14 protein-coding genes are annotated in these 20,170 nt (G+C 69.8%); 5 read left to right on the forward strand and 9 right to left on the reverse strand.

All coding sequences use genetic code 11. The features are described from left to right. Positions 1–9: 9 nt before the first annotated feature. From PV419_RS40940 to PV419_RS40965, 6 genes are all read right to left on the reverse strand, one after another. On the reverse strand, positions 10–768 hold the full coding sequence (locus tag PV419_RS40940) for a DUF5131 family protein (protein ID WP_031185868.1): 759 nt from the start codon (positions 766–768) through the stop codon (positions 10–12). Between the two features lie 303 nt (positions 769–1,071). Next, the gene (locus PV419_RS40945) at positions 1,072–2,436 is read right to left on the reverse strand and encodes an AAA domain-containing protein (protein WP_319697788.1); all 1,365 of its coding nucleotides are present in this window, start codon (positions 2,434–2,436) and stop codon (positions 1,072–1,074) included. Beyond that, positions 2,433–3,947, reverse strand: coding sequence for a hypothetical protein (locus PV419_RS40950; RefSeq protein WP_319697789.1), 1,515 nt, complete (start codon positions 3,945–3,947; stop codon positions 2,433–2,435). The genes PV419_RS40945 and PV419_RS40950 overlap by 4 nt, the downstream gene beginning before the upstream one ends. Continuing rightward, the gene (locus PV419_RS40955) at positions 3,944–5,086 is read right to left on the reverse strand and encodes a hypothetical protein (RefSeq protein ID WP_319697790.1); all 1,143 of its coding nucleotides are present in this window, start codon (positions 5,084–5,086) and stop codon (positions 3,944–3,946) included. The genes PV419_RS40950 and PV419_RS40955 overlap by 4 nt, the downstream gene beginning before the upstream one ends. A 50-nt stretch (positions 5,087–5,136) precedes the next feature. Next, on the reverse strand, positions 5,137–5,976 hold the full coding sequence (locus PV419_RS40960) for a hypothetical protein (RefSeq protein WP_319697791.1): 840 nt from the start codon (positions 5,974–5,976) through the stop codon (positions 5,137–5,139). Positions 5,977–5,992: 16 nt separating this feature from the next. Then, a complete protein-coding gene (locus PV419_RS40965) occupies positions 5,993–6,283 on the reverse strand; it encodes a hypothetical protein (RefSeq protein ID WP_134043001.1) in 291 nt (96 codons plus the stop codon). A 125-nt stretch (positions 6,284–6,408) separates the two neighbouring features. Here PV419_RS40965 and PV419_RS40970 point away from each other — a divergent pair, with 125 nt between their 5' ends. The 5 genes from PV419_RS40970 to PV419_RS40990 all read left to right on the forward strand — a co-directional run bounded on the left by PV419_RS40970 (position 6,409) and on the right by PV419_RS40990 (position 14,888). Beyond that, a complete protein-coding gene (locus PV419_RS40970) occupies positions 6,409–7,653 on the forward strand; it encodes an exonuclease SbcCD subunit D (protein WP_319697795.1) in 1,245 nt (414 codons plus the stop codon). Continuing rightward, entirely contained in the window at positions 7,650–10,862 is a 3,213-nt protein-coding gene (locus tag PV419_RS40975; RefSeq protein WP_319697797.1) for an SMC family ATPase, read from the forward strand. Before PV419_RS40970 ends, PV419_RS40975 begins: the two co-directional genes overlap by 4 nt. Before the next feature lie 497 nt (positions 10,863–11,359). Further along, the gene (locus PV419_RS40980; RefSeq protein ID WP_319697799.1) at positions 11,360–12,955 is read left to right on the forward strand and encodes a Mu transposase C-terminal domain-containing protein; all 1,596 of its coding nucleotides are present in this window, start codon (positions 11,360–11,362) and stop codon (positions 12,953–12,955) included. Next, on the forward strand, positions 12,952–13,725 hold the full coding sequence (locus tag PV419_RS40985; protein WP_078968246.1) for an ATP-binding protein: 774 nt from the start codon (positions 12,952–12,954) through the stop codon (positions 13,723–13,725). The genes PV419_RS40980 and PV419_RS40985 overlap by 4 nt, the downstream gene beginning before the upstream one ends. A gap of 125 nt (positions 13,726–13,850) precedes the next feature. Next, positions 13,851–14,888 (forward strand): hypothetical protein, encoded by a 1,038-nt coding sequence (locus PV419_RS40990; RefSeq protein ID WP_319697804.1) that lies wholly within the window; start codon positions 13,851–13,853, stop codon positions 14,886–14,888. A gap of 150 nt (positions 14,889–15,038) precedes the next feature. On the opposite strand, the gene PV419_RS40995 is transcribed toward PV419_RS40990, so the two are convergent. The 3 genes from PV419_RS40995 to PV419_RS41005 are packed head-to-tail and all read right to left on the reverse strand — an operon-like array spanning position 15,039 to position 20,168. After that, complete coding sequence (locus PV419_RS40995; protein WP_319697806.1) at positions 15,039–16,457, reverse strand: Wadjet anti-phage system protein JetD domain-containing protein; 1,419 nt, start codon at positions 16,455–16,457, stop codon at positions 15,039–15,041. Beyond that, positions 16,450–19,521 carry a hypothetical protein gene (locus PV419_RS41000; RefSeq protein WP_319697808.1) on the reverse strand — a complete coding sequence of 1,024 codons (3,072 nt, stop codon included), beginning with the start codon at positions 19,519–19,521 and terminating at the stop codon, positions 16,450–16,452. Before PV419_RS41000 ends, PV419_RS40995 begins: the two co-directional genes overlap by 8 nt. After that, positions 19,518–20,168 (reverse strand): hypothetical protein, encoded by a 651-nt coding sequence (locus PV419_RS41005; protein ID WP_319697809.1) that lies wholly within the window; start codon positions 20,166–20,168, stop codon positions 19,518–19,520. Before PV419_RS41005 ends, PV419_RS41000 begins: the two co-directional genes overlap by 4 nt. Positions 20,169–20,170 lie beyond the last annotated feature (2 nt).

Here is a 20,170-nt window from a genome sequence, read left to right on the forward strand (position 1 = left end):
GTCTGCGGATCAGACGTGGACCCGTTCCTCGGGGTATTCACGGACCCTCAGAGCGGCAGGGAACTGGCTGATCTCCTTGTGTTCCTTGCCCCAACGGGACCCGAGCTGCTTCACGAACGCAGCGCAGCCGGATTGTCGGGACCTGGCCACCACGTCCGCCGCCCAGGCCAGGTCCATGGGGCGGGCCCCCGGCCCGGATTCGCCCCCCACGATCACCCAGTCGATGCCTGACAGATCCAGGCCGCTCAGCGGGCCGAGCAAAGGCTCGCACGACAAGAACCTCACCGCGGCCGGCACCTGGCGCAGATCCTCGATGCGGGGCAGTTCCTTCGCGCTCTCCACCGAGACCCCCATCCACAGATTCGCCGGCCACTCCAGCCGCCCGGCGATCTGCCGCAGCCGTCGGGCGCGTTTGGTGAGGACCTGGTAGGTGTGCTGTGGCGTCTCAGTGATCACCTCGAAGACCTGCCGCACATAGTCGAGTGGCACCCGGGCATGGAACAGGTCGCTCATCGAGTTGACGAACACCGTCCGCGGGCTCTTCCACCCGTACGGCACCCGCAGGGCGTCCGGATGCAGCGTCAGCCCGAAGCCCGGCCCGGACGTACGCGGATCACCGTCGGCCTGGTATTTGGCCGAGCCCATCGCCTTCAGTCGCTTCGCCAGCGTCAGCGCATAGCAGTGATCGCATCCGGCGGAGATGCGGTCGCAGCCCGTCGTCGGGTTCCACGTCGCCTCGGTCCACTCGATCGCGCTGCGGTCACTCACTGGCCGGCCCTCCATCCCTCGAACCGCGCCTCACGTCGGCGGCCCGGTCAGAGCCGCTGCATCCCCAACGACGTGTCGCATCACCGGACACCGGCATCCAACCACCTAGTCGGCGCACTGTAGCCACTAACTCAATAACAGAACGTTTGTCTTATTTTTTGGGGATGGTGGGCCAGTGCAAACCAGCCACCCTGCCAACAGTCGGCAAGCGGTTCCGGCTTGTTGACGGCGTTTCCTGACGGCCAGAACCTGATGCACAGTGCCCGCATCCCAGCTGATGCGCACGCTGCCGGCGCGTGCTGCTCATCCGCGTCGGCGGCCGGGCTGTGCCCGGGCGTCGATGGTGTGCTCGGTCAGGTGGGCGAGGACGGCATGGTTGGCCTCCCAGCCGTCGGCAACCTTGGAGGCGGCTCCGGGGTGTACGGGGTCGTTGGAGGGGTGGGCGTCGAGGAGTTCGGCGATGCCGGCGCGGGCCACGACGATGCAGGCGTGGCGGTGTCGTGAGGTGAGGACGCACAGGCGGCCGGCTTCCAGGTGGAAGGCGGAGGCGTCGCCGCGGCCGGAGAGGGGGTGCAGGACGATGGTGACGCGGAATTCGCAGCCTTGGAGCCGGTTGGCGGTGTCGACGGTGACGCCGTGCAGTTGGGGGTAGTGGCGGGCCAGGAGCGCGCGGATGTCGTGGGCCTGGCTGCGGTGGGCGGTGCCGATGGCGATGTCACCGGGCTGCAGGGCGTGGCCTTCGGGGTTTGCCTCGCAGGTGGTGATGGCGCGTCGGGTCAGCAGCCGGTCGGCGATGCCGAGGGTGGTGTGGAAGGCTTCGGCGTCGTGCTGGCCGGTGATGCGGGCCGGTAGTTCGAACAGTGCCCATCCGGTTCGGGCGGCGTGTTCGATGACCTCGTCGGTGGGGGTGCGGATGTCGAGAGGGGAGAACGTGAGGGTGCGGTCGGCTTCACTGCTTCCGGCGTGGAAGGTCGTGGAGGGGTAGAAGGCGTTGCTGATCGGGGGGACGGCTGAGGGCGGCAGGCGCCAGGACACGGGCAGGGAGTGGACGGGCAGGTCGCGGTTGTTGGCGAGCAGGACGGCGACCGCGCTGTTCATGGGGTCGTGGGACAGGCCGTGGAAGCGGTCGGTTGCGACCTCGGAAAAGGGGTCGAGTTGGCCGGGGTCTCCGACGAAGAGGGCCCGTTCGAAGATGCCGGCGGTCCACAAAAGCGTGTCGGAGCGCATCTGGTAGGCCTCGTCGATGATCGCCCATGGCCATCGGCGGTCGGTGACCGTGGCCCATTTCATGGCGGTTCCCACGATGACGTCGGCCGTCTTTTCGAGGGCTTCGATGCGGGTGCCGATGCGGATGCCGGGATGTGCCTGCAGGTCGTGCGGGACTGTGTAATCCGTTGCGGTGAGCCGGGCGGTTCTCAGGTGCGGGTGGTGCCGGGCGAATCGCCGCACGAGGTGGTCGACCTGGCTGTTGGTCTGGGCGATGACGGGGCAGGGGGTGCTGGATTGCGCGAGGGTGTCGGCGGCTCGGGCGACCAGGGTGGATTTGCCGGCGCCGGGCGGGGAGTCCACGACGAGTCCGCGGTGGGTGAGCGTGGGCAGTTGCTCCAGGACGGCGCGGGCGGCCTGGTCCATCTGCTGCTGCGGCGACGGCCGGTGAGGCGGTGTCACTGTTCTTCCTCGCCCTCGCCCTCGCCCTCGCCCTCGTTGCTGTGGTCCGGCTGGTCGGCGGGAGGCCCGCCGTGGGTCCAGGGTGTCTGCTCTCGTGCGGGGAATTCGGGCATCCGGTAGGGGGCGGGTGCGATGGTGAAGACGAGGAAGGCGCCGGCGTCGGGAAGGACGGCGTGGTTGGGGCGGTCCATGGTGCCCATGCCGGCGGTGATCTCAAGTTCGACGAGAGTGTCGCCGTCGGCCGGGGTGACCTCGCAGATCTTGTAGCGGGCGCTGCGGTAGGTGTGGCAGGCCAGGAGCTGACCGGGTTCCATCGGCACGGGGTCCGGGGTGGACACGGTGAGCCGGGGCCGCCATTGGGTACGTCCACTGGGGCCGCGCAGGGTGTGTTCCGCGTCGATGGTGGTGACGGTGCCGCCGAAGGCTTTGCCGGTGGTGCGCAGTTCTGCCCGTACGAAGGGGTCGTCGGCGGTGCGTTCGGCGGCGAAGGCGACGGCTGCGTGTTCCATGCGGGCCAGGCGGACGGCGGCGGCAATGGCATTGTCGCGGGCCGGACGGGGGCGTCCGTCCTGGGTCAGGTAGGTGCATTCGTCGGTGAATACGGTGCGTTCGTGGTCCCAGCGGCGTGCAGTGCTCTTGGCTTCGGGGAGGGCCTGCAGGAGCGTATAGGCCTGCCACATCAAATCCCAGGTGGGCTGCAGGTAGGTGGCCAGCAGACGGTCGAGTTCTTGCAGGGTGCGGGTCTGCTCGTGGTCCAGGGCCCGGCGCCGGGCGCGGGCATAGGCGTCGAACAGGGGCGCCAGGTGGTCGTTGTCGAAGGGGGCGTCGGTGGCTGGTCCCGCCGGGCGGTGGGTGGCCGGGTCTTCTGCCTCCAGTGCGGCGTCGCGTCCCGAGGCTGCGTGGCGGGGCGGGTCGATCCAGGCCAGCAGGGTGGCCAGGTCCTCGTCCTCGAAGGGGCTTTGGCCGCTGATCCAGTGCATGCCGAGGAAACTGGTCATGGGGATGAGGGCGGCTGAGCCGGGGAGGTCGGCGCGGTCGGTGAGATAGGTGAGCCAGTGTCCCAGGCACTGGACGGCCCGGGAGCCGGGAGCCTGGTCGTCGACGCTGCGGAACCTCAGGTCGTCTCCGAGGTCTTTCAGGTGCTGCACGGTCTGGGGGTTGGGGACGAGGATCTGGGGGGCGTCGGTGTAGCGCCAGCGTGCCGGCTTGTTGTTGGTGGCGGGCAGGTGTTCGCGGTGCCGCTGGCAGGCGTTGATGTAGGCGGTGACCGTGTCTGCCAGGGCGGCGAGCATGGGGGCGGTGCTGCCCGAGGGCGGCGCGACCAGGAGCTGGGGGCGGTGCGGGTCGGTGCCCAGCATGACGGCCAGCGGTCGTGCGGCGGGGCCGGTTTGCTTCAGCGCCAGCAGCATCAGCGGCTGGTCGCTGAGGTGGAGGTGGCGCAGTTGGCTGGCGCGTTGGGCGTTGCCGGCGTGGGCGGCGCGCATCCGAAGGAGGGAGGTGAGCTGGATCATGCGGTGTCCGTGTGGAGGTCTGCGTGGATGCGCTGTGCGTGGCGCAGGGCCTGGGTGATGTCTTGCTGGTCCCGTGAGGGGTGCATGCGTCCGTCAGTGAGGTCCAGGGCTTTGGCGATGGTGTCGATTCCCGCGAGGTCGTCGCGGACTGCGGTGCCCAGGGCAGCGGTCCTGCCCTGGTTGAGGGCCTCGGTGCGGCAGTGAAAGGCCAGGTCGCAGTGGTGGCGGCAGCCAGGGGTGTAGTGCGGCCGCACGGTGACGAGTGCGGCAACGAGTTCACCGCGGGGCCGGGTCGGTCTCTGGTCGGGGCCGGGCGCCAGGTCGAAGGTGGTGCCCGGGGGAAGGTTGTCCAGCAGTTCGGGCAGGCGCCTCAGCCTGCCGAGGTGGCGGCTCAGGTTCTTGATCTGCTTGTGCGCGCTGAAGGGCGTGGCGGTGGGGTGGCGGGTGAAGTTGCGCGGGTTGACCAGGATCACGGTGTCGGAGACACGGTCTGGCGGGAGGCCGTCGCCGGCGAGGAGTTCCCGCAGAGCCAGGACGTAGGCGGCGGCCTGGGTCAGTGCTGCGGTGGCCTTGACGGGGTCGGGCTGTCCGTGGATGACGGGGAAGGATTTGATCTCGACGACGTGGAAGACCCCGTCGAGCTGGAAGGCGATGACGTCGGGCTCGAGGTAGACCTGGTGGCCGGCGACGGTCAGACGCAGTACGGGGTGGTCGAGCAGGGTGCGGGGCTTCGACCTGCGGTGTGCTGCGCTGAGGATGAGGGAGCGGGTGCGGGCGTGGCGTAGTTGCGGGGAAGACTTGTCGTCATCGCTGCCGACGCTGTTGACGTCCTCGTAGGACACCTCGGGCAGGGTCAGGCCCAGGGCTTTGCGGAGCAGCGGCACCAGGGGGGCTCCGGCCTGGGCGGTGACCTTGCGTTCGAAGGCGATGCCGTAGTCGAGGGCGAGCTGGGATTTTCTCAGCGGCCGCGGGAGGTCCAGATGGGCGGCGAGGGCGTCTTTGTCGATGCCGGCCGCGTCCAGCAGGGAGCGGCGGTCGCAGCTCGGGTTGGCGGTCAGCGCCGCCAGGGTGCGTGCGTTGTGCGGGATGGGCGGGGCGGTTCCGCGCAATGCGCCCAGTCGTGCGTCGAGCGAGCTCACTGTTTTCCTTGGCGGGACAGGGCACAGCCGTGTTGGTTGCAGGGGTGGGTTTACGAAGTACGGCGCAGGCGGGCGGTGTTGCGCAGGATATTGCCGAAGATCTGCTCCGCGTCGCCGAGTTGCTGGCGTGCCCGCTGGGCCGCTTCGGCGCGGGTGTCGGCGTCGTCGTCGGCGTGGATCGCCAGTTCCGCTGCGGCGGCCCGGCGCAGCGCGTCCAGGTCGAGCGGGCCCCGGGGGGTGTCGCCGTGGATGTTGCGGCTGTAGTGCAGCAGGAGCTGTTGGACGGGCTGCGGCATCCCGGCCTCGCCGGCGAGGTGTTCGGCGGCGTCCGCGAGCCGCAGGGCCGATGTGAGGAAGTGGACGCGCTGGGTGAGCGGTCCCACCAGGCGCTGCTCCAGTGGCCAGGTGCTCAGGGCGAGCAGCGCGCGGGCCGGTGAGAGCAGGTCGGAGGTCAGCGCGGGGCAGATGTAGTAGGCGCGGCCGTAGGGGGCGGAGCGGAAGGAGCGTTCCTCGTCGCGGCGCAGGGTGGTCATGCGTGCCGTGTTCAGCGGGCTGGAGAAGAACGCCTGGTGGACCTGGCTGAGCAGTTTGGGCGAGGCGGGGACGGTGAGGAGGGCCAGCGCCTGGTGGACCTGGTCGCGTACGGGCACGCCCTGGTTCGGGTCGACGACTGCCAGCGCGGGCTCGGGCCGGGTCTCTGGCTGGACCTCCGGCTGGGCCACCTCCGGGACATCGCTGAGCCCGCACAGCACATTCCAGGCGTGCCGGGTGCGTGTCAGCTCCTCACCCAGGACGTTCACTTGGGCGTTGTCCTGTTGTGTGAGCGCCTGCCGGAGCGCCTCTTGCAGCTGTTGCATGCGCTTCTCGAGTGCGACCAGATGCTCGTCCATGCCCGCATGCTAGCAGTCACTCGGGGCTTCCAGTTTTACTCCAGGTATTTGCGAAGAGCGGCATGTGAGGTGCCCGGTCGCGCAGGGGTGCGTCCCGGTGGGGTTCGGTGACCGTCGGCGCGGACTCCGGCCGGACCGCGTCCGGGGCGCCACTGAGCCCGCACAGAACATCCCAGGCATGTTGAGCGCGTGTCAATTCCGCACCCAGAAGGCGTACTTGGCAAGTATCGTGTTGCGTGAGCGCCTGCCGGACCGCCTCCTGCAGTTGCTGCATGCGCTCCTCGAGAGCGATCAGATGCTCGTCCATGCCGGGATGCTAGCAGTCACTCGGGACGCCCAGTTTTGCTCCAGTTATTTTGGTGTACAGTCCCGGGCTCATAAGGCACCACCGGTGCCCTCCTACGCCTCGCTTCCAGAAGGGCGCATGAAGGCATGAGCAGACTGCTCCACACCTCCGACTGGCATCTGGGCCACATCCTGCACGGGCATCCACGCGACGAGGACTTCGACGCCGTCCTTGCCGAGATCGTGGCCATCGCCCAGGAGAGCCAGCCGGACCTGATCGTCCACAGCGGCGATCTGTTCCACTCCTCCCGTCCCACCGTCCGGGACATGTTCCGCGCCATGCGCGCCCTGCGCGAACTCGCCGCCATCGCCCCCACCGTGGTCGTGGCCGGCAACCACGACTCCCCCCACTACCTGGAGTTCCTCCACTTCATGACCGGTCCCTCCTGCGGCCGGGGCCTGTTCTTTGTCGACCGGCTCCGCCCGGTACACGACGGGGGCGTGATGACCTTCGAGGCCTGCGGCGGTGAGCAGCGCATCCGGCTGGCTGTCCTGCCCTTCGTGCACCCGAACCGGTTCTGGCGGCGCGATTCCACCTCCGGCACGTCGTATGCCGACTACGCCGAGGCGATGCGCGGCCTGCAGGGGGAACTGACGGAGGCCTTGCACGAGGGGTACGACCCCGACCGGGACATTCTGCTGTTCACGGCCCACGTGTTCGTCAAAGGCGCCAGGACCTCCCCGAGCGAACGGGCCGTGGACGAGGCCTTCGAGACCCCTCCCGAAGATCTTCCGGTGGTGTCGTACGCCGCTCTCGGACACATCCACCGCCCGCAGGCCATCGAGGGCCTGAAGTTCGCCGCCCGCTACGCGGGCAGCCCGCTGGCCATGGACTTCGGTGAAGCCGACGAGACCAAGAGCGTCGTGATCGTCGACGCCGACCCGGGGCGGCCGGTGCGGGTGCTGCCGCGCCGGCTCTCCAGCGGCCGGCGGCTGACCCACTTCACCGGAACCCTCGAGGAACTGAAGGCCGCGGCCGACCAGTACGACGGGACCTTCCTCAAACCGGTGATCACCGGCGAGGAGCCCGACGGGCTCCTCAGCCAGAAGATCGCCGAGATCGTCCCGAACGCGATCCTCATCAACCCGGCCCCGGCCCGGGAAGATGCCGCCGGCGCCGTCCTGGACGGTGACCTGGGCGATGAGCCGGAACTCCCCGACGCGTTCCGGGCCTACCTGGCCCGTGAGGGAGTGGACGCAGATGCCGCGGAGTCGACCGTCACCGCCTTCCTCCACCTGCTCAACGAACTCGACGACGAGACGCTGACCCCGGTCCCGGCCGAGGAACAGCTGCGCGCCGCGCTGGAAAATCCCTGGAAGGAGGCGTCGTGAAGCCCTTGCGGCTCACCCTCACGGGCGTGCGCAGCTACGCCGGCACCTGCAGCATCGACTTCACCGGCAAGCGCCTGCTCGCCATCCTGGGCAACACCGGCGTGGGCAAGTCCACCATCCTCGAGGCGATCATCTTCGCCCTGTACGGGACGTGTTCGTGGTCCAAGGACCCCAAGGCCGCCTACGAGCTGATCGGCAAGGGATGCCCCAGCATGGACGTGGCGTTCGAGTTCTCGGCGAACGGCCGCGAGTGGAGTGTGCGCCGCACCCTGCATGCGGAAGGCAAGAAGGGGCCGCAGGCCGTGCTCGAGCCCCTGGCCGACGACAGCGCCGACTTGCGGGTCGACGGCAAGTCCGCGGCGACGCAGGCGGTGACCCGGATCATCGGGCTGGACTGGGACGGCTTTGTCAGCACGGTCCTGCTGCGCCAGGGGAAGTTCGACGCCCTCCTCAAGGCCCCCAGGGCCATGCGTGCCGACATCCTGCGGCACATCTTCGGCATCAACGAGCTCGAGCGTGTACGCAAACGGGCCGGCGTGCGACTGGAGCGCCTGAATACGCAGATCACCGAGGGAACCAGGGCCCGCGCGCTTCTCCTGCCGGATCCTCATGCTGCCGCTTCCCAGGCGCTGCTGGATCTGGAACGCACCCGGGGTATCGCGGCCCGCCGGCGCGAGCGACTGGATGCGCTGCGCGCGGCCCAGAGCCGGGCCGTCGAGCACAAGCACCGCAAGACGGGCTTGGACAAAGCGGCGCGGCTGCTGCGTGAGCGCGCTGTTGCGGATTCGAGCATCACGATGGCCGCGCTGGCGCGGAAGAAGAGGGAACTCGATGCCGAGGCAGCAGAGCAGGAGACCACCGGACGCGACTTGGCCGCGAAGCTGGAGGCGGCGCAGGGCACGCTGGATACGGCCGCACAGGCCGGTGACACGCTCCGCTCCCTGTCCAGCGCGTTCGCTGTCCTGTCCCGCCTGCCGGAGCGTGCAGCCGGCCTGGACGCCGTCGAACAGCGGCTGAAGCAGGAGCAGCTTCAGCACGACGAGCACGAACAGGAGCACACGCAGGCACGACAGGAACTGGAAGAGCACGAGCAGCGCAACGCGGCCCTCGTCGAGGCCGCCGGCCGGGCCGAGCGCATGGTGAGCGAGGCGCGCACGCACACCGACCAGGTCCAGGAGGCCGTCCGGGCAGCGCTGCAGGAGGCCAACGCCGCGGCCGGGCATCTGCAGACACAGCGCACGACGCTCGAGACGGTGGAGGAACAGCGCGGCCACAGCGCCGGCCTGGAGAGCGAGCTGAAGAAGCTGCGCGGCGCTCTGGAAGCGGCCCAGGACGACCTCGCAGCGCTGCAGCGCAGGGAGGCGGCCCACGCGGCGGGTGCCGGTCTGGCGCCCGGGGACGCCTGCACGGTGTGCACCCAGCCCGTCCCCAGCGACTTCGCTCCCCCGCCGCTGTTGGACGGCAAGGCACTTACTCAGGCCAAACGCAAGGTCACCACACGCTCGAACGCCGTCGAAGCGGCGGTGGAGGCCAAGGCTGAAGCGGCCGCCCAGCTGAAGGGAACCGAGCGGAAGGTCGAAAAGCACCGCCGCGGACACCTGGCCGCCCGCGAGCGCATGGACGCGGCGCTGCTCCAGGTGCAGGAGCTGGTGGATGCGGTACACCCGGCCGGTGCTCCCGCCACGGCCACCGCCCTGGACGCGCTGGGCCGGCAGACGACGGCTCAGGCGCATGCCCTCGCCGAGGGCGAACCAGTAGGCCGGGCGCAGATCACCCGTGCGGTCAAAGCACTTACCCAGCCGCTGCGCGACGCAGAGGGTGAGGCCCTCGCGGCCCACACAAGCGCCCAGGCGCAGTTGGGGGCGGCGCAGGCCGAGAACGAGGCGGCCCGGGCCGAGCTCAAGCGTCAGCGCGGCCGCCTGCAGCGTGAACGCAAACGGCTGGACAAGACCCGGCTGCAGTACGAGACCGAGCTGGCGAGTGTGCTGACGGAGGTCAGCGAACTGCCGCCCTCCATCCGCCCCGCCCAGCCCTCCCCATCACAACTGCCCTCCCTGCAGGACATCGCCTCCGCTAAGGAGGCGGCCGGCCAGCGCCTCGAACGGCTCGAGCAAAGGACACTGGAGCGTGACGACGCCCAGAAGGCCCTCACGCTGCACAGCGAAAACCTGCAGGCCCTGGACGCACGCCGCCGGCGCACCGTCGAGACCCCCACACGCAAGCTCATCAAACAGCTGGAGCGCTGGGCGGACACGGCCACCGATGCCACAGGTCTTCTCGAGGCCGAGGCGTCCCCCGACCTGCCTCCCGTTCCGGACGCAGGCGACCTGGCCGCCGTCGACACCTACTGCATGGCCCTCGCCTCGCTGCATCAGCGTCTGACCGGCACTCTCGGGCAGGCCGCTCAGCACGCCGACGACGAGGTCCGCGCATTCGAGAAGGAGCTGATCCGCCAAGCCGGCGCCACCGCCGACGAGACGGACCCGGACCCCGGCTTCCCGGTGCCCGAGAAGAGCGACCTGCTCGCCCCCGCCGTCCTCGACCCGCTCAGCCGCAAGACCATCCAAGCCGAAGGCGCGCACGAGACGGCCAAGGCCGATCTGCGCACCGCACAGTCCCAAATCCCCTACGCCGACGCGCTGGGCACCGCCCTCGAAGCCGCCAGCCGGCAGGCCGCGGTGTGGAAGAGCGTGAGCGACCAGCTCACCGACGGGAAGTTCCTCACCTATCTCACCGATCAGCGCACCCATGCGCTGCTCAGGCACGGCAGCAGGATCCTCCGGCAGATCTCCATGGGTGACTACGCATTCACCGATGACTTCCAGATCCTTGAACGCGCCACCAATCACGCGCGCGACCCGGAGACCCTCTCCGGCGGAGAGACCTTCCAGAGCTCCCTCGCGCTGGCGCTGGCGCTCGTCGAACTCCACAACACCAGCCACAACAAGCTGGAAAGCCTGTTCCTGGACGAAGGTTTCGGCTCTCTGGACAACATCCGCCTGGGCGACACCCTCGCCGTCCTGAGCGACAGCGTGGCCCAGGACAAGAGGGTCATCGTCATCAGCCACCTGTTCCCGGTGGCCGAGGTCGTCGACAACGTCCTACTCATCAACAAAACCGGCCAGGGCTCCACGGCCGCCTGGCTCACACCGCAACAACGCACCGCAGCCATCCACGACGGGATCCAGCGCCTGCTGGAAAACACCTGAGCAGTACCAAACCGGCCACCACAGTCGCCGAGGAGCCCATCTCCCAGTCCCCGAACAGCCTCTTCGGGCGCCGGTGGCTCCGCGTTGCGGTGACCGGCAGGCCCGGTACTTCCTTCCCGGCGCATCACAGGGCGCCCCTGCATGCCTGCGGCCGGCGCTGACAAGAACTGGCTTAGCGCCGACCGCAGCCGTCCACCCGACGGCGCCGCAGCAGGGCGGCCGGGCCGGGTCCTCCCCGGTATCCCGGCGCACGAGTGCTCCTCGGGCAGCCGGGCTGTGAGGAACACGCCCCCCTTCCTGGCGAAGGTGCTGATGCTCGCACCCGGCGCTGGCTGACGGCTGGGCCGTGCCCGCCTCCCCTGGCATGACGCCGCCTCACAGCCCTGGCGACGGCCCAGGGGCTGCCCGCACCGTCCTGCCCGGACACCGCCAACGCCCTGCGGAAGCACGGCACTTGTGGCCTTCCGCGCTTCGTATCCATTTAAGGAGCAGACCGCATGAATGACTCTTCTGCCGGCACGCAGGGTGCCGGCAAAGCGGTGTTCACCGCCCGCTCGGGGCGGCTGGCCGCGCTGCCGCGGTTGCTGTCGCTGGACCAGAGCGGCGAGCTGACCAGCGCACACGTGAAGCTGGTCGCCACGGCCGTGGGCCGCTCGGAGCGGGCGGTGTGGCGGTGGGTCGCCACCGCGCGCGCCACCGGCCACGTCGACGCGGCATCCCGGACACGGTTCAGCGTCACCCCCGAGATCCGGCGGCTGCTGGTGCTGTGGGGAGGCAACGCCTCCGCCGTCCACCGCGAGCTCAAGCAGCGGGCCCTGGACGATCCCCGCATGCCTGCGGCCCCGTCACTGTCGACGATCCACCGGGCGCTGCGCCGGGACCTGACGCCCGGGGAGCGGGCCGGGCTCGCCAAGGGGGAGGCCGCCCGGCGGGCCTTCGACGTGTTCGCACAGCGTCCTCCCGCGCACCGCAACGCCGCCTGGGAGGGCGACCACAAGTGTGTGCCCGTGCGGGTGCTGCTCGAGGACCAGCTCGTGCAGCCCTGGGTGACCTGGTTCATCGACTGCCACACCAAAGTCATCACGGGGGTGGCTGTGACGCCCCATGCACCCAGCGCGGATGCGGTGCTGGCGGCCCTGCGGATGGCCCTGGACCGTACCGAGCCCTTCGGGCCGGCCGGCGGCCTGCCGGGCCTGATCCGGGTGGACCGCGGCAAGGAGTTCCTGTGTGCCACCGTGGCCTCGGCCCTGGGCGCCTTCGCCGTGCCCGTCGTCGATCTTCCCGCCTACAGCCCGCATCTGAAGGGCACCATCGAAGCGCTCAACGGCGCGGTCGAGGACATGCTGTTCGTCTCCATGCCGCGCTACGTGCACCGGCAGACGCTCACCGGCGGGCGTACCGCGGATCCGGACGAGCCCGCGCTCTCCTTCGAGGCGTTCGTAGAACTGCTGCTGAAGTGGGTGCACTGGTGGAACACCGAGCACCAGCCCAGGGCGCTGGGCGGCCGTACCCCGATGCAGGCGTGGTCGTGCGATCCCACTCCCCTGCATGACGTTCCCGCCGAACAGCTGGCCCATTTCGGGCTCGAGGACGACGGCCGCACCCGCACCATCACCACGCAGGGCGTGCGGTGGCGCAACCGCCACTACATCGCCCCCTGGATGGTCGGCCAGGCCGGTGTCCGTGTCGCGGTGCGCCACCTGCCCCACCACGACCTGACCATCGAGGTCTTCGGCCTGGACGGCGTACACCTGGGCAGCGCCGTTCTGGCCGAGGCGGCCAGCGAGGAGCAGGTCCGTAAGGTCCGCAGCGCGCGCACCGCGAAGGCGCGGCGGCTTCGCGCGGACATGAAGGCCGCGGCACGGCTGCGCCGCGAGCGCTTCGAGGCCGTCACCACCGCCGCCCCGCCCGAGCGTCTGGGTGCGCTGACCGAGGCGGAGGCCGAGGCAGAACTTGCCGACTCGGCTGCCACGGACCTGCGGCGGGCCGATCCCGGCTACATCCCGCACCAGCCCGTCCCGGACGGCTGGGCCCGCCCGATCCCACCGGCCGCGGACGAGCCGGAGGACGACACCCCTGAGGAGAACGCGTGAGCGGTGACATGGACTACGGCAGGCTGCCCGCAGAGGACGAGGACCACTTCCACCGCCTCGATGCGCACCTGGTGGCCACCGACGCGCTCATGACGACCCTGGACGACGTCCAGGCGACGATCGATGCCAAGGCCATGATGGTCGCCTACGGAGCGGCCGGATACGGCAAGACGATGTCGGTGAACTCGGCGCTGCGCAAGATCGCCCCCGACAACACCTACCGCCTGGAGCTGCGCTCGGGGCCGACCCCCCGCGACATCCGCCACGGACTGTTTCACGCCCTGGGGCTGCCCGGGGAACCGCCGACCCGGCCGATCGAATTCGACACGCTCCTGAAGGAGACGCTGTCGCAGACGTTCCGGGTGCTGGTGTGCGACGAGGCCCAGTGGATGGGCCGCAGTTCGTTCGAGTACTGGCGCCACCTGTGGGACGACCGCAACACCGACATCGCGGTGATCTTCGCCGGCGGCGATGGCTGCTACAAGGTCCTCAAGCGTGAACCGATGCTGGCGTCACGGATCTTCATCTGGCAGAAGTTCACGCGCATGCCCGAGGCCGAAGTCGTCGGCACACTGCCGGCGTTCCACCCCCTGTGGACCGGGGTGGACCCGCAGATGATCCGCAACATCGACCGGGCCGCGGCCCACGGCAACTTCCGCAACTGGGCCACCATCACCAAGCACATGCTCAACGGCATGAAAAAGAAGGGGCTGACCGAGGTCAAGCAGGACCTCGTCAACTGGGTGTACAGCAAGCTCGGCGGCATGTAGCAACGCCCACGCAGGCGCGGCGGCCCGGCAAGCCCGGGCCGCCGCCGGCAACCGTGCGCCGTACGGACCGGCCTGGCGCCTGGCCGGTCCGGGGCGGTGTGGCGGCGCGCGGCCGGGAGAGGGTTGTGGCAGTGGCGTACAGCGACGTGACGATCGTGGTGGACGAGCGGGACGACCTGTTCTACACGCGGGCGGCGCTGCAGGCCCACCGTCCCGGGGAAGGCCGCATCACCGTGCAGCCGACGCCGGCCAGCGCAAGTCCGGCCGCGCTGGCGCACGACATGCTGTATGCGCTGGGCAAGCGGCTGGCCCCCGGGCCCGACTCCCCCGATGTGTGGCTGGACTCGGTGAACGCGGCCTGGCTCGCCGCGGCTGCCTGGGGCGTCGCAATGGGGGTGCGGCACGTTGTGGTCCCCCGGGCCCATCTGCTGACCATTCGGCGCATCGACCAACTGCTCGCCTGGCGCGAGTCGACGGGGGCTCAGCTGACGCTGCTGTGGCAGAAGGCCCCGCGCGGACTGCCGCCGGCGCTGGCCCGCGTGGAGCGCCGCATCAGCGGCCGGACCCAGTTCAAGGCGCTCCTCGCCGAGCCGGGACCGATACCCGCGCGCCCCTCCTTCCCTCCCGCTCCCCCGGCGATCACGGGAGCGGCGGCGACGGCTACGGGGCAGTCACCCACCCCGCAGCCGCGCGGGACCAGGGCCGCGTCGACGAGGCCCGGGCGGCGGGCTCACCCTTGCGCCGGTGCGTTGGCCACGGCGCAGCTGGACCAGGCCACCCCTGCCCTCGAGATCGCGTCCGAGGAGGCCACCGCTCTGGCCGCTCTCGCGCACCCGCTCATCGCCGGAGCTCTAAGCGTACTGGCCTTCACACGGGCCGGTCTGGGCAGCCTGCGCTTCACCCGCGACCTCGACATCTCCGGCGACGTCTGCGTCATCAAGCTCCACGGGGTCGGCCATCGGCACTGCCCTTTGCATGCCGTGCCTGCCTGGGCACGCCCGCTGCTGGCCGGGGCCCGCGCCCACCACCGTCTGATGGCCTGCTCGCCCAGGGAGAGCCTGTTCTCCCCTGTCATGCTGGCCGAAGCCCGGCATCTGCGCGCGCACGCCGGACGTCTGCCTCAGCTCGACTTGTCCCTGCTCGCTGGCATCCTCGTCCCTTGAGCCGTGCGCAGCGAGGCACTCGCCCTGCGCCAAAGACGCGGCAGGGTGTTGATGCCATGTTCGCAGCAGGCCACCGGCTGGAGCAGGAAGGCTGGAGCCGGGCACGCCCGGCCCGAACCGACCTGCTGGCCGCTGCCCGCTTCTGGGAGGTCAGGAGCTGCCGGACACGTGCACGGCTTTTAGCAGACCGGGGAGTGCGGGGAGGACTTCGTCGTAGAGCGTCTCCTGTTCGCAGCCGTGCCCGTCGGTCCGGGCGATCTCTTCGGCCAGGTCGCGCAGGGCCTCGATGCCGTCGCACGCCAGCTGGGCGGCGAGCTTGCGGTTCTCCTTCAGTTTCGTGGGCTCCTGGCGGTACTTGGTGCCGCCCCGGTAGAGGTCGACGGTCATCGCGACGGGTGTGACGGGCCGCCCGATGCGGTCGGCGAGGTTGCCGATGATGCGGATGCCGTGGGCGTCGAGGTCGCCCCATGCCGCGAGGGGCAGGCCGTCGAGGCCGCGGAGGAATTCGGCCAGGCCGTCGGTCGCATAGCCCTTGCCCCAGATGCACAGCCAGGTGTCGGCGATCTCCGGGATCTTGCAGACCTGTTCGAAGGTGTCCTCGTTCTCGACCAGGAAGACGCCTCGGGCGTCGCAGGAGATCATGCCGAGGGCGCGGACACCGCGGGCGGGAAGCGCGAGCCAGGGGCGGCAGGCTGCCGCGTCGGCGATAACGGTACCGACGCGCCACTGCAGGGGGCCGCGGATGCGTAGTTCGGTGTCGGCCTTGTCGACGGCCTGATCGAAGGGGATGCCGATCAGGTTGGAGAAGGCCTGCTGCCGGGCGGGGGTCCAGGCGCTCTTGGTGTCGCGCAGGCTGCGTCCGGCGAGCTCCTTCGCGGTGATCTTGCGTGGTGCGCCTTGAGCGGGCCACCAGACGCCGGCGGCCCGGATGGCGATCTCGTATACGCGCCAGTCCTCGGCCCTGGTGGCGGTGCCTTCGGGGATCTTCAGGACCCGGCCGGGCGGCGTCGTGGCCAGCAGAGCGTGCTCATGGGCGAGCTCAGGGACGCCGGACATGATGTCGAGGAGCTCGCGGTGCAGGTCCTCAGGATGCTGGCGGCCCTGGAGTTCGGCGAGTTTGTCCTCGGCGAGTTCGGCCCATGACCGGGTCAGGGTCCATGAGCGCGGACTGTAGCCGGTGGCGTTGACGACGTCGCAGCGCAGGATGACGGCGCCACAGCGGATGAGGTCGGCCACGATCTGCCAGGCGTTGTCGCCGAGGTCGGCCTGGATGGTGGGCCAGCGTTTGGCGGTCTTGGTCTGCAGGACTTTGATCAGTTGTCGGGTAGTCAGGGTGGGTGGCGGGTCGTAGGGGCTGACGGGGTGGTCGGCGACAAGGTCGACCTGCCGGGGGCTGACGCGTCGTCGGCGGTCTCGGGGGACGCGCACGTGGATGGTGTCGTCGCTGTCCTTGGTGATCCGCGGCAGGGTGACGGCGGTGATGCCTGGCGGCAGGTTGCGCAGGGGAACGGTCTCGCGGCCGTGTGCCTCGCCGATGAGGAGAGGAGGTCGGGGAGTGAGGTCAGGCATGGGAGCGTCCTGCGGTGATCCAGTCTTCGGTGAGTTGGGTGCGGGCGCCGTTGCTGTCGAAGGCCCATGCGCTGGTGGGCTGGTTGATGATGTCGGCTGCTGATGCGTGGACGAACCACAGCAGTTCCCCACAGACGTCGGCGGCGTCGGCGAGGACGCTGTCCTGGCAGGTGCCGAGGATGGTCAGGTGCTGGTCGCGTGCGACGTCGCGCAGGGCAGCGAGCATGTCCTTGCGGTTGACTTCCCCGAGGCTGTTGCCGAGTTCGTCCAGGATCAGGACTCTGCCCTGGGTGTGAGAGTCGGCCAGGAGCGCCGCGAGGACGAGCAGGATGGCGTGCACCTTGACCTGGGCGCTGTTGGCGTTTTCTCGGTAGGAGACGTATCCGCCGCTGCGGGAGCGTTTCCATCGTGGGATGACCTGCCACTGCCAGTCCCCGGCGCCCTGGGGACGGATGCTGATGTGCTCGAGTTTGGCTCCGTGGCCGTCGCTGCGCAGGTCGAGGTCGTGGAATGCGGCGCTGATCTGAGCGAAGAGGCCGTCGAGGTGCTTTTCGATCATGTCCTGGAGGGTTTCCAGGTTGCGGGCGCTGGTGGTGACGCCGTCGGTGAGTTCTGCGATGGCCTGCTGCCGGGCGTGCTGGTCGTGGGTGATGCGCGCTGCGGCGACCTCGTCTTGGTCCCGATGGCCGGCGAGGCGGTTGCCCAGCGGGGCTGCTACGTCGGCGAAGGTGAGGGAGGGGAGGCCGGCGGGATCGGTGTCGGCGAAGGACTGCATCATTTCCTGGCCCGTGCGGAGGTCTTGGCTGACGTCCGCGCCTGAGGTGCCGTCAACGCCGTAGTGCTCGTAGGCCCGGCGCAGTTGGTCTTCCGATTGTCGGCGCAGGGCTGCCGGCCGGGAGGAACGGGTCTGGTCCGATGTCTGGTCCAGGAGGCGGGTGGCGTCTTCGAGGGTTGCGCCCCACTGCTGCTGCCACTGGGCGGCGGCGACCTGCTCGCGCTGGCGTTCGAGGGCGGCCAGGTTGCGCTGGCGTTCCTTGAGCGCCTTGCTGGCCGCTTCCAGGGTGAGCTTTGCGCTGGTGAGGAGCTGCTTGTGGGAGGCGTGCCGGGCCACGGCCTCCTGCCAGACCTGCTGGAACTCCTGCTCGTCGCGAGCGGCGTTGGCGGAGCGGCTGGCAAGGTCGTCGATCTTGGCCTGGAGGTCGTTCTCCTGGGTGCCAAGGTGTGCGAGTTCTTCAGCCGCCTGGGCGGCTGCGTGCAGGGTCTGGGCCAGGGTGAGGGCAGCGGTGGCCGCGGTCATGGCTTCGGTGGCCTCGGTGCAGGCTTGTTCTGCGGCTGCGAGGTTGGCGCGGGCCTGTCGGAGTTGGGCTTTGCGTCCGGCCAGGGCGGTGGGGAAGCCGCCCGTCACGGTCAGCGCCAGTGCCTGGTCACGGACGGCCAAGCCGTCGGACGAGGGAATCAGGCGCTGTTGGAGGGTGGCGAGGAAGCGGGTCACGTTCAGGGTGCTGTGAATGCCCTCGGGCAGGGCTTTCTGCCCGGTGTCGGAGGAGATGATCTGGGCGCCGGGCAGAGCGGCATGCAGCAGGCGCCGGGCTGTGTCTTCGTGCTCGGGTTCGACGACGATCGCGTCCTGCCAGGGGGCAAGGCGCGGTTCCCACCCCGGGCGTACGCCCTCGTCTACGTTGAGCTGGTCGAGCAGGCCGTGCGCACGGATGCGGTGTTCGCCCAGCAGATCGATGGCGCGGCCGGCTTGACCGCTGCGGCCCTGCTCGACGTCGTGCAGGTGGGTGCGGGCATGGGTGACGGCGATCTCGGCCTCGTCGCATTGCAGCTCTGCCTTGGCGTGCTCGCGTTGGCGTTGGTCCAGGCGGGCGGCAGTGGCGGTGCAGTCGCTGCCGTCCCAGCCCTGCGCCGCAGGCAGCAGGGTGGCCCGCCGGTTCCGCAGCATCGCCTGTTGCGTAGTCAACTCCGTCATTTTCCTGGACAGTTCGCCGACAAGTTGTCGTGCGTCGGACCATGCCTGGTGGGCTGCGCCTTTTTGGGTGGCGAGTTCTTCGGCGGACCCGAGCAAGTTCAGACGGTCCTCGGCATCCTGCACGAGGACCGCGGCTTTCTCGGCGGCCTGCTGCTCTTCCTCCATGAGCGCGGCAACGCGCTGGTCACTGTGGTGGGCGTCGCGGTAGGAGGCCGCGAGGTAGCGGTGCCATGCCTCGTGGCCGCGCTGGAGGGCGAGGCAGGCGGTCTCGCGGGCGCGCACACCGCTCATCACCTGTTCTTCGGCGAGCAGTGCCTGGGTGTGCTCGGCCTGGGCCTTCTCGAGGCTGATCCGATGCTGCAGGGCCTGGCCGCGCAGGTCGTCTTCCTCCTCCAGCAGGGGGGTCATGCCTGACAGGGCGATCAGGGACCGGCCGATGTCTTGGGGCTCCATCTCGGTCAGCTGCTGGCTGAGCAGTGAGGGCACGGGCGGGCGCAGGGCGGTGTCGAGGTAGGTGAGGCAGCGCGGGGCGGTGCCGTAGAGCTTCTCGGCCATGGCGCGGGCGGACAGGAGCTGGCGGGTGCCCAGTTCGCGCCACAGGGCGTCGGCCTGGATGCTGCGCTCGTGATCGGTGGGGGCGTCGGCGACGTGCAGGCCTTCGGTCCAGTTGGCCTGCAGGTAGGGGGTGGTGGTCGCGATGCGGACCCATACGGTCAGGGGGTTCGCGGCCGGTTCGTCGGGGTGGGCGAAGACGCCGACGATGTAGCCGTGGGTGACCGGGGAAGCCTGGTGAGCCTGGTCGACGCCTGCTGCGTCGGGGCGGAACAGGATGCCGCTGGCGTGCCGACCCCCGTTGGTCTCCAGGCGCCACTGCGGATCGGCCAGCAGCAGGGAGACCGCGATGAGGAAGCTGGTCTTGCCGGAGCCGTTCGAGTCGTCTTTGGGGCCGAGACCGGAGACGGCGATGAAGGTCTCCGGGATGATCGGGACGGCGTGTGCCGTGAGCCGGGCGATGTCGAAGGCCTGGACAGCGATGAGCTGGCGGTCGCCGACGATGCCCCGGGACGGGTCGGAGGTGGGCGGGGTGGTCATGATCTGTCGTGCTCCTCGTGATCAAGAGCAGTGGCCGTCGGCGCGGTGGGGTGGGCGCGGCGCCGGCGGATCGATTCGGAGAGAGCGCTGTCGGGATCGGCTAGCAGGATCAGCTGTTCGAACAGTTCGGCGCCCACAGCCGCCGTCAGCCGCAGAAACTGGTGGCCCAGGACGTAGCCCGTTCTGGTCCGCCGGACCAGGTCGGCGTCGGTGAGGCGCTGCAGCGCGCTGGTGAGAACGACGTCGGACACCTGGCAGCCCTTGAGCTGGTCCCTGGGCACGGGGGTGCCCTGGGTCCACAGCTGCTCGGGCAGGGCGGTGCCGGACGCTCGGGGAATGGCGACGCTGAACAGAAGGATCAAGGTGAGGACGGCGCGGTCGTCTCGCGGCAGGACTCCGATTCCTTCGTGCGCCAGACGTTGTCTGATCTCGTCGGTGTAACCGGAGAGGTAGCCGCCGCCGACCGCGAGCAGGGTGCGTCCGGATGCGGCCAGAACCTGTTCCACCACGATGCGCAGCGGGATCTCGGCGAGGGCACGGAAGTGGACGGACGGTACGGGGATCACGGCGGTCTCCACGGCGCAGACCGCCGCTCGGACGTCGGCCCGCCGGTTGTGGGACAGGGCTTGCAGTGCCGGTACGTCCACGG

The sequence above is a fragment of the Streptomyces sp. ME19-01-6 genome, from assembly GCF_033793745.1.
Classification (GTDB): domain Bacteria; phylum Actinomycetota; class Actinomycetes; order Streptomycetales; family Streptomycetaceae; genus Streptomyces.

Coding starts and splice junctions, on each gene's coding strand:
- PV419_RS40980 (WP_319697799.1), top strand. CDS start 11,360: ATGAATGACTCTTCTGCCGGCACGCAGGGTGCCGGCAAAGCGGTGTTC.
- PV419_RS40970 (WP_319697795.1), top strand. CDS start 6,409: ATGAGCAGACTGCTCCACACCTCCGACTGGCATCTGGGCCACATCCTG.
- PV419_RS40960 (WP_319697791.1), bottom strand. CDS start 5,976: ATGGACGAGCATCTGGTCGCACTCGAGAAGCGCATGCAACAGCTGCAA.
- PV419_RS40950 (WP_319697789.1), bottom strand. CDS start 3,947: ATGATCCAGCTCACCTCCCTCCTTCGGATGCGCGCCGCCCACGCCGGC.
- PV419_RS40995 (WP_319697806.1), bottom strand. CDS start 16,457: ATGCCTGACCTCACTCCCCGACCTCCTCTCCTCATCGGCGAGGCACAC.
- PV419_RS41000 (WP_319697808.1), bottom strand. CDS start 19,521: ATGACCACCCCGCCCACCTCCGACCCGTCCCGGGGCATCGTCGGCGAC.
- PV419_RS40965 (WP_134043001.1), bottom strand. CDS start 6,283: ATGGACGAGCATCTGATCGCTCTCGAGGAGCGCATGCAGCAACTGCAG.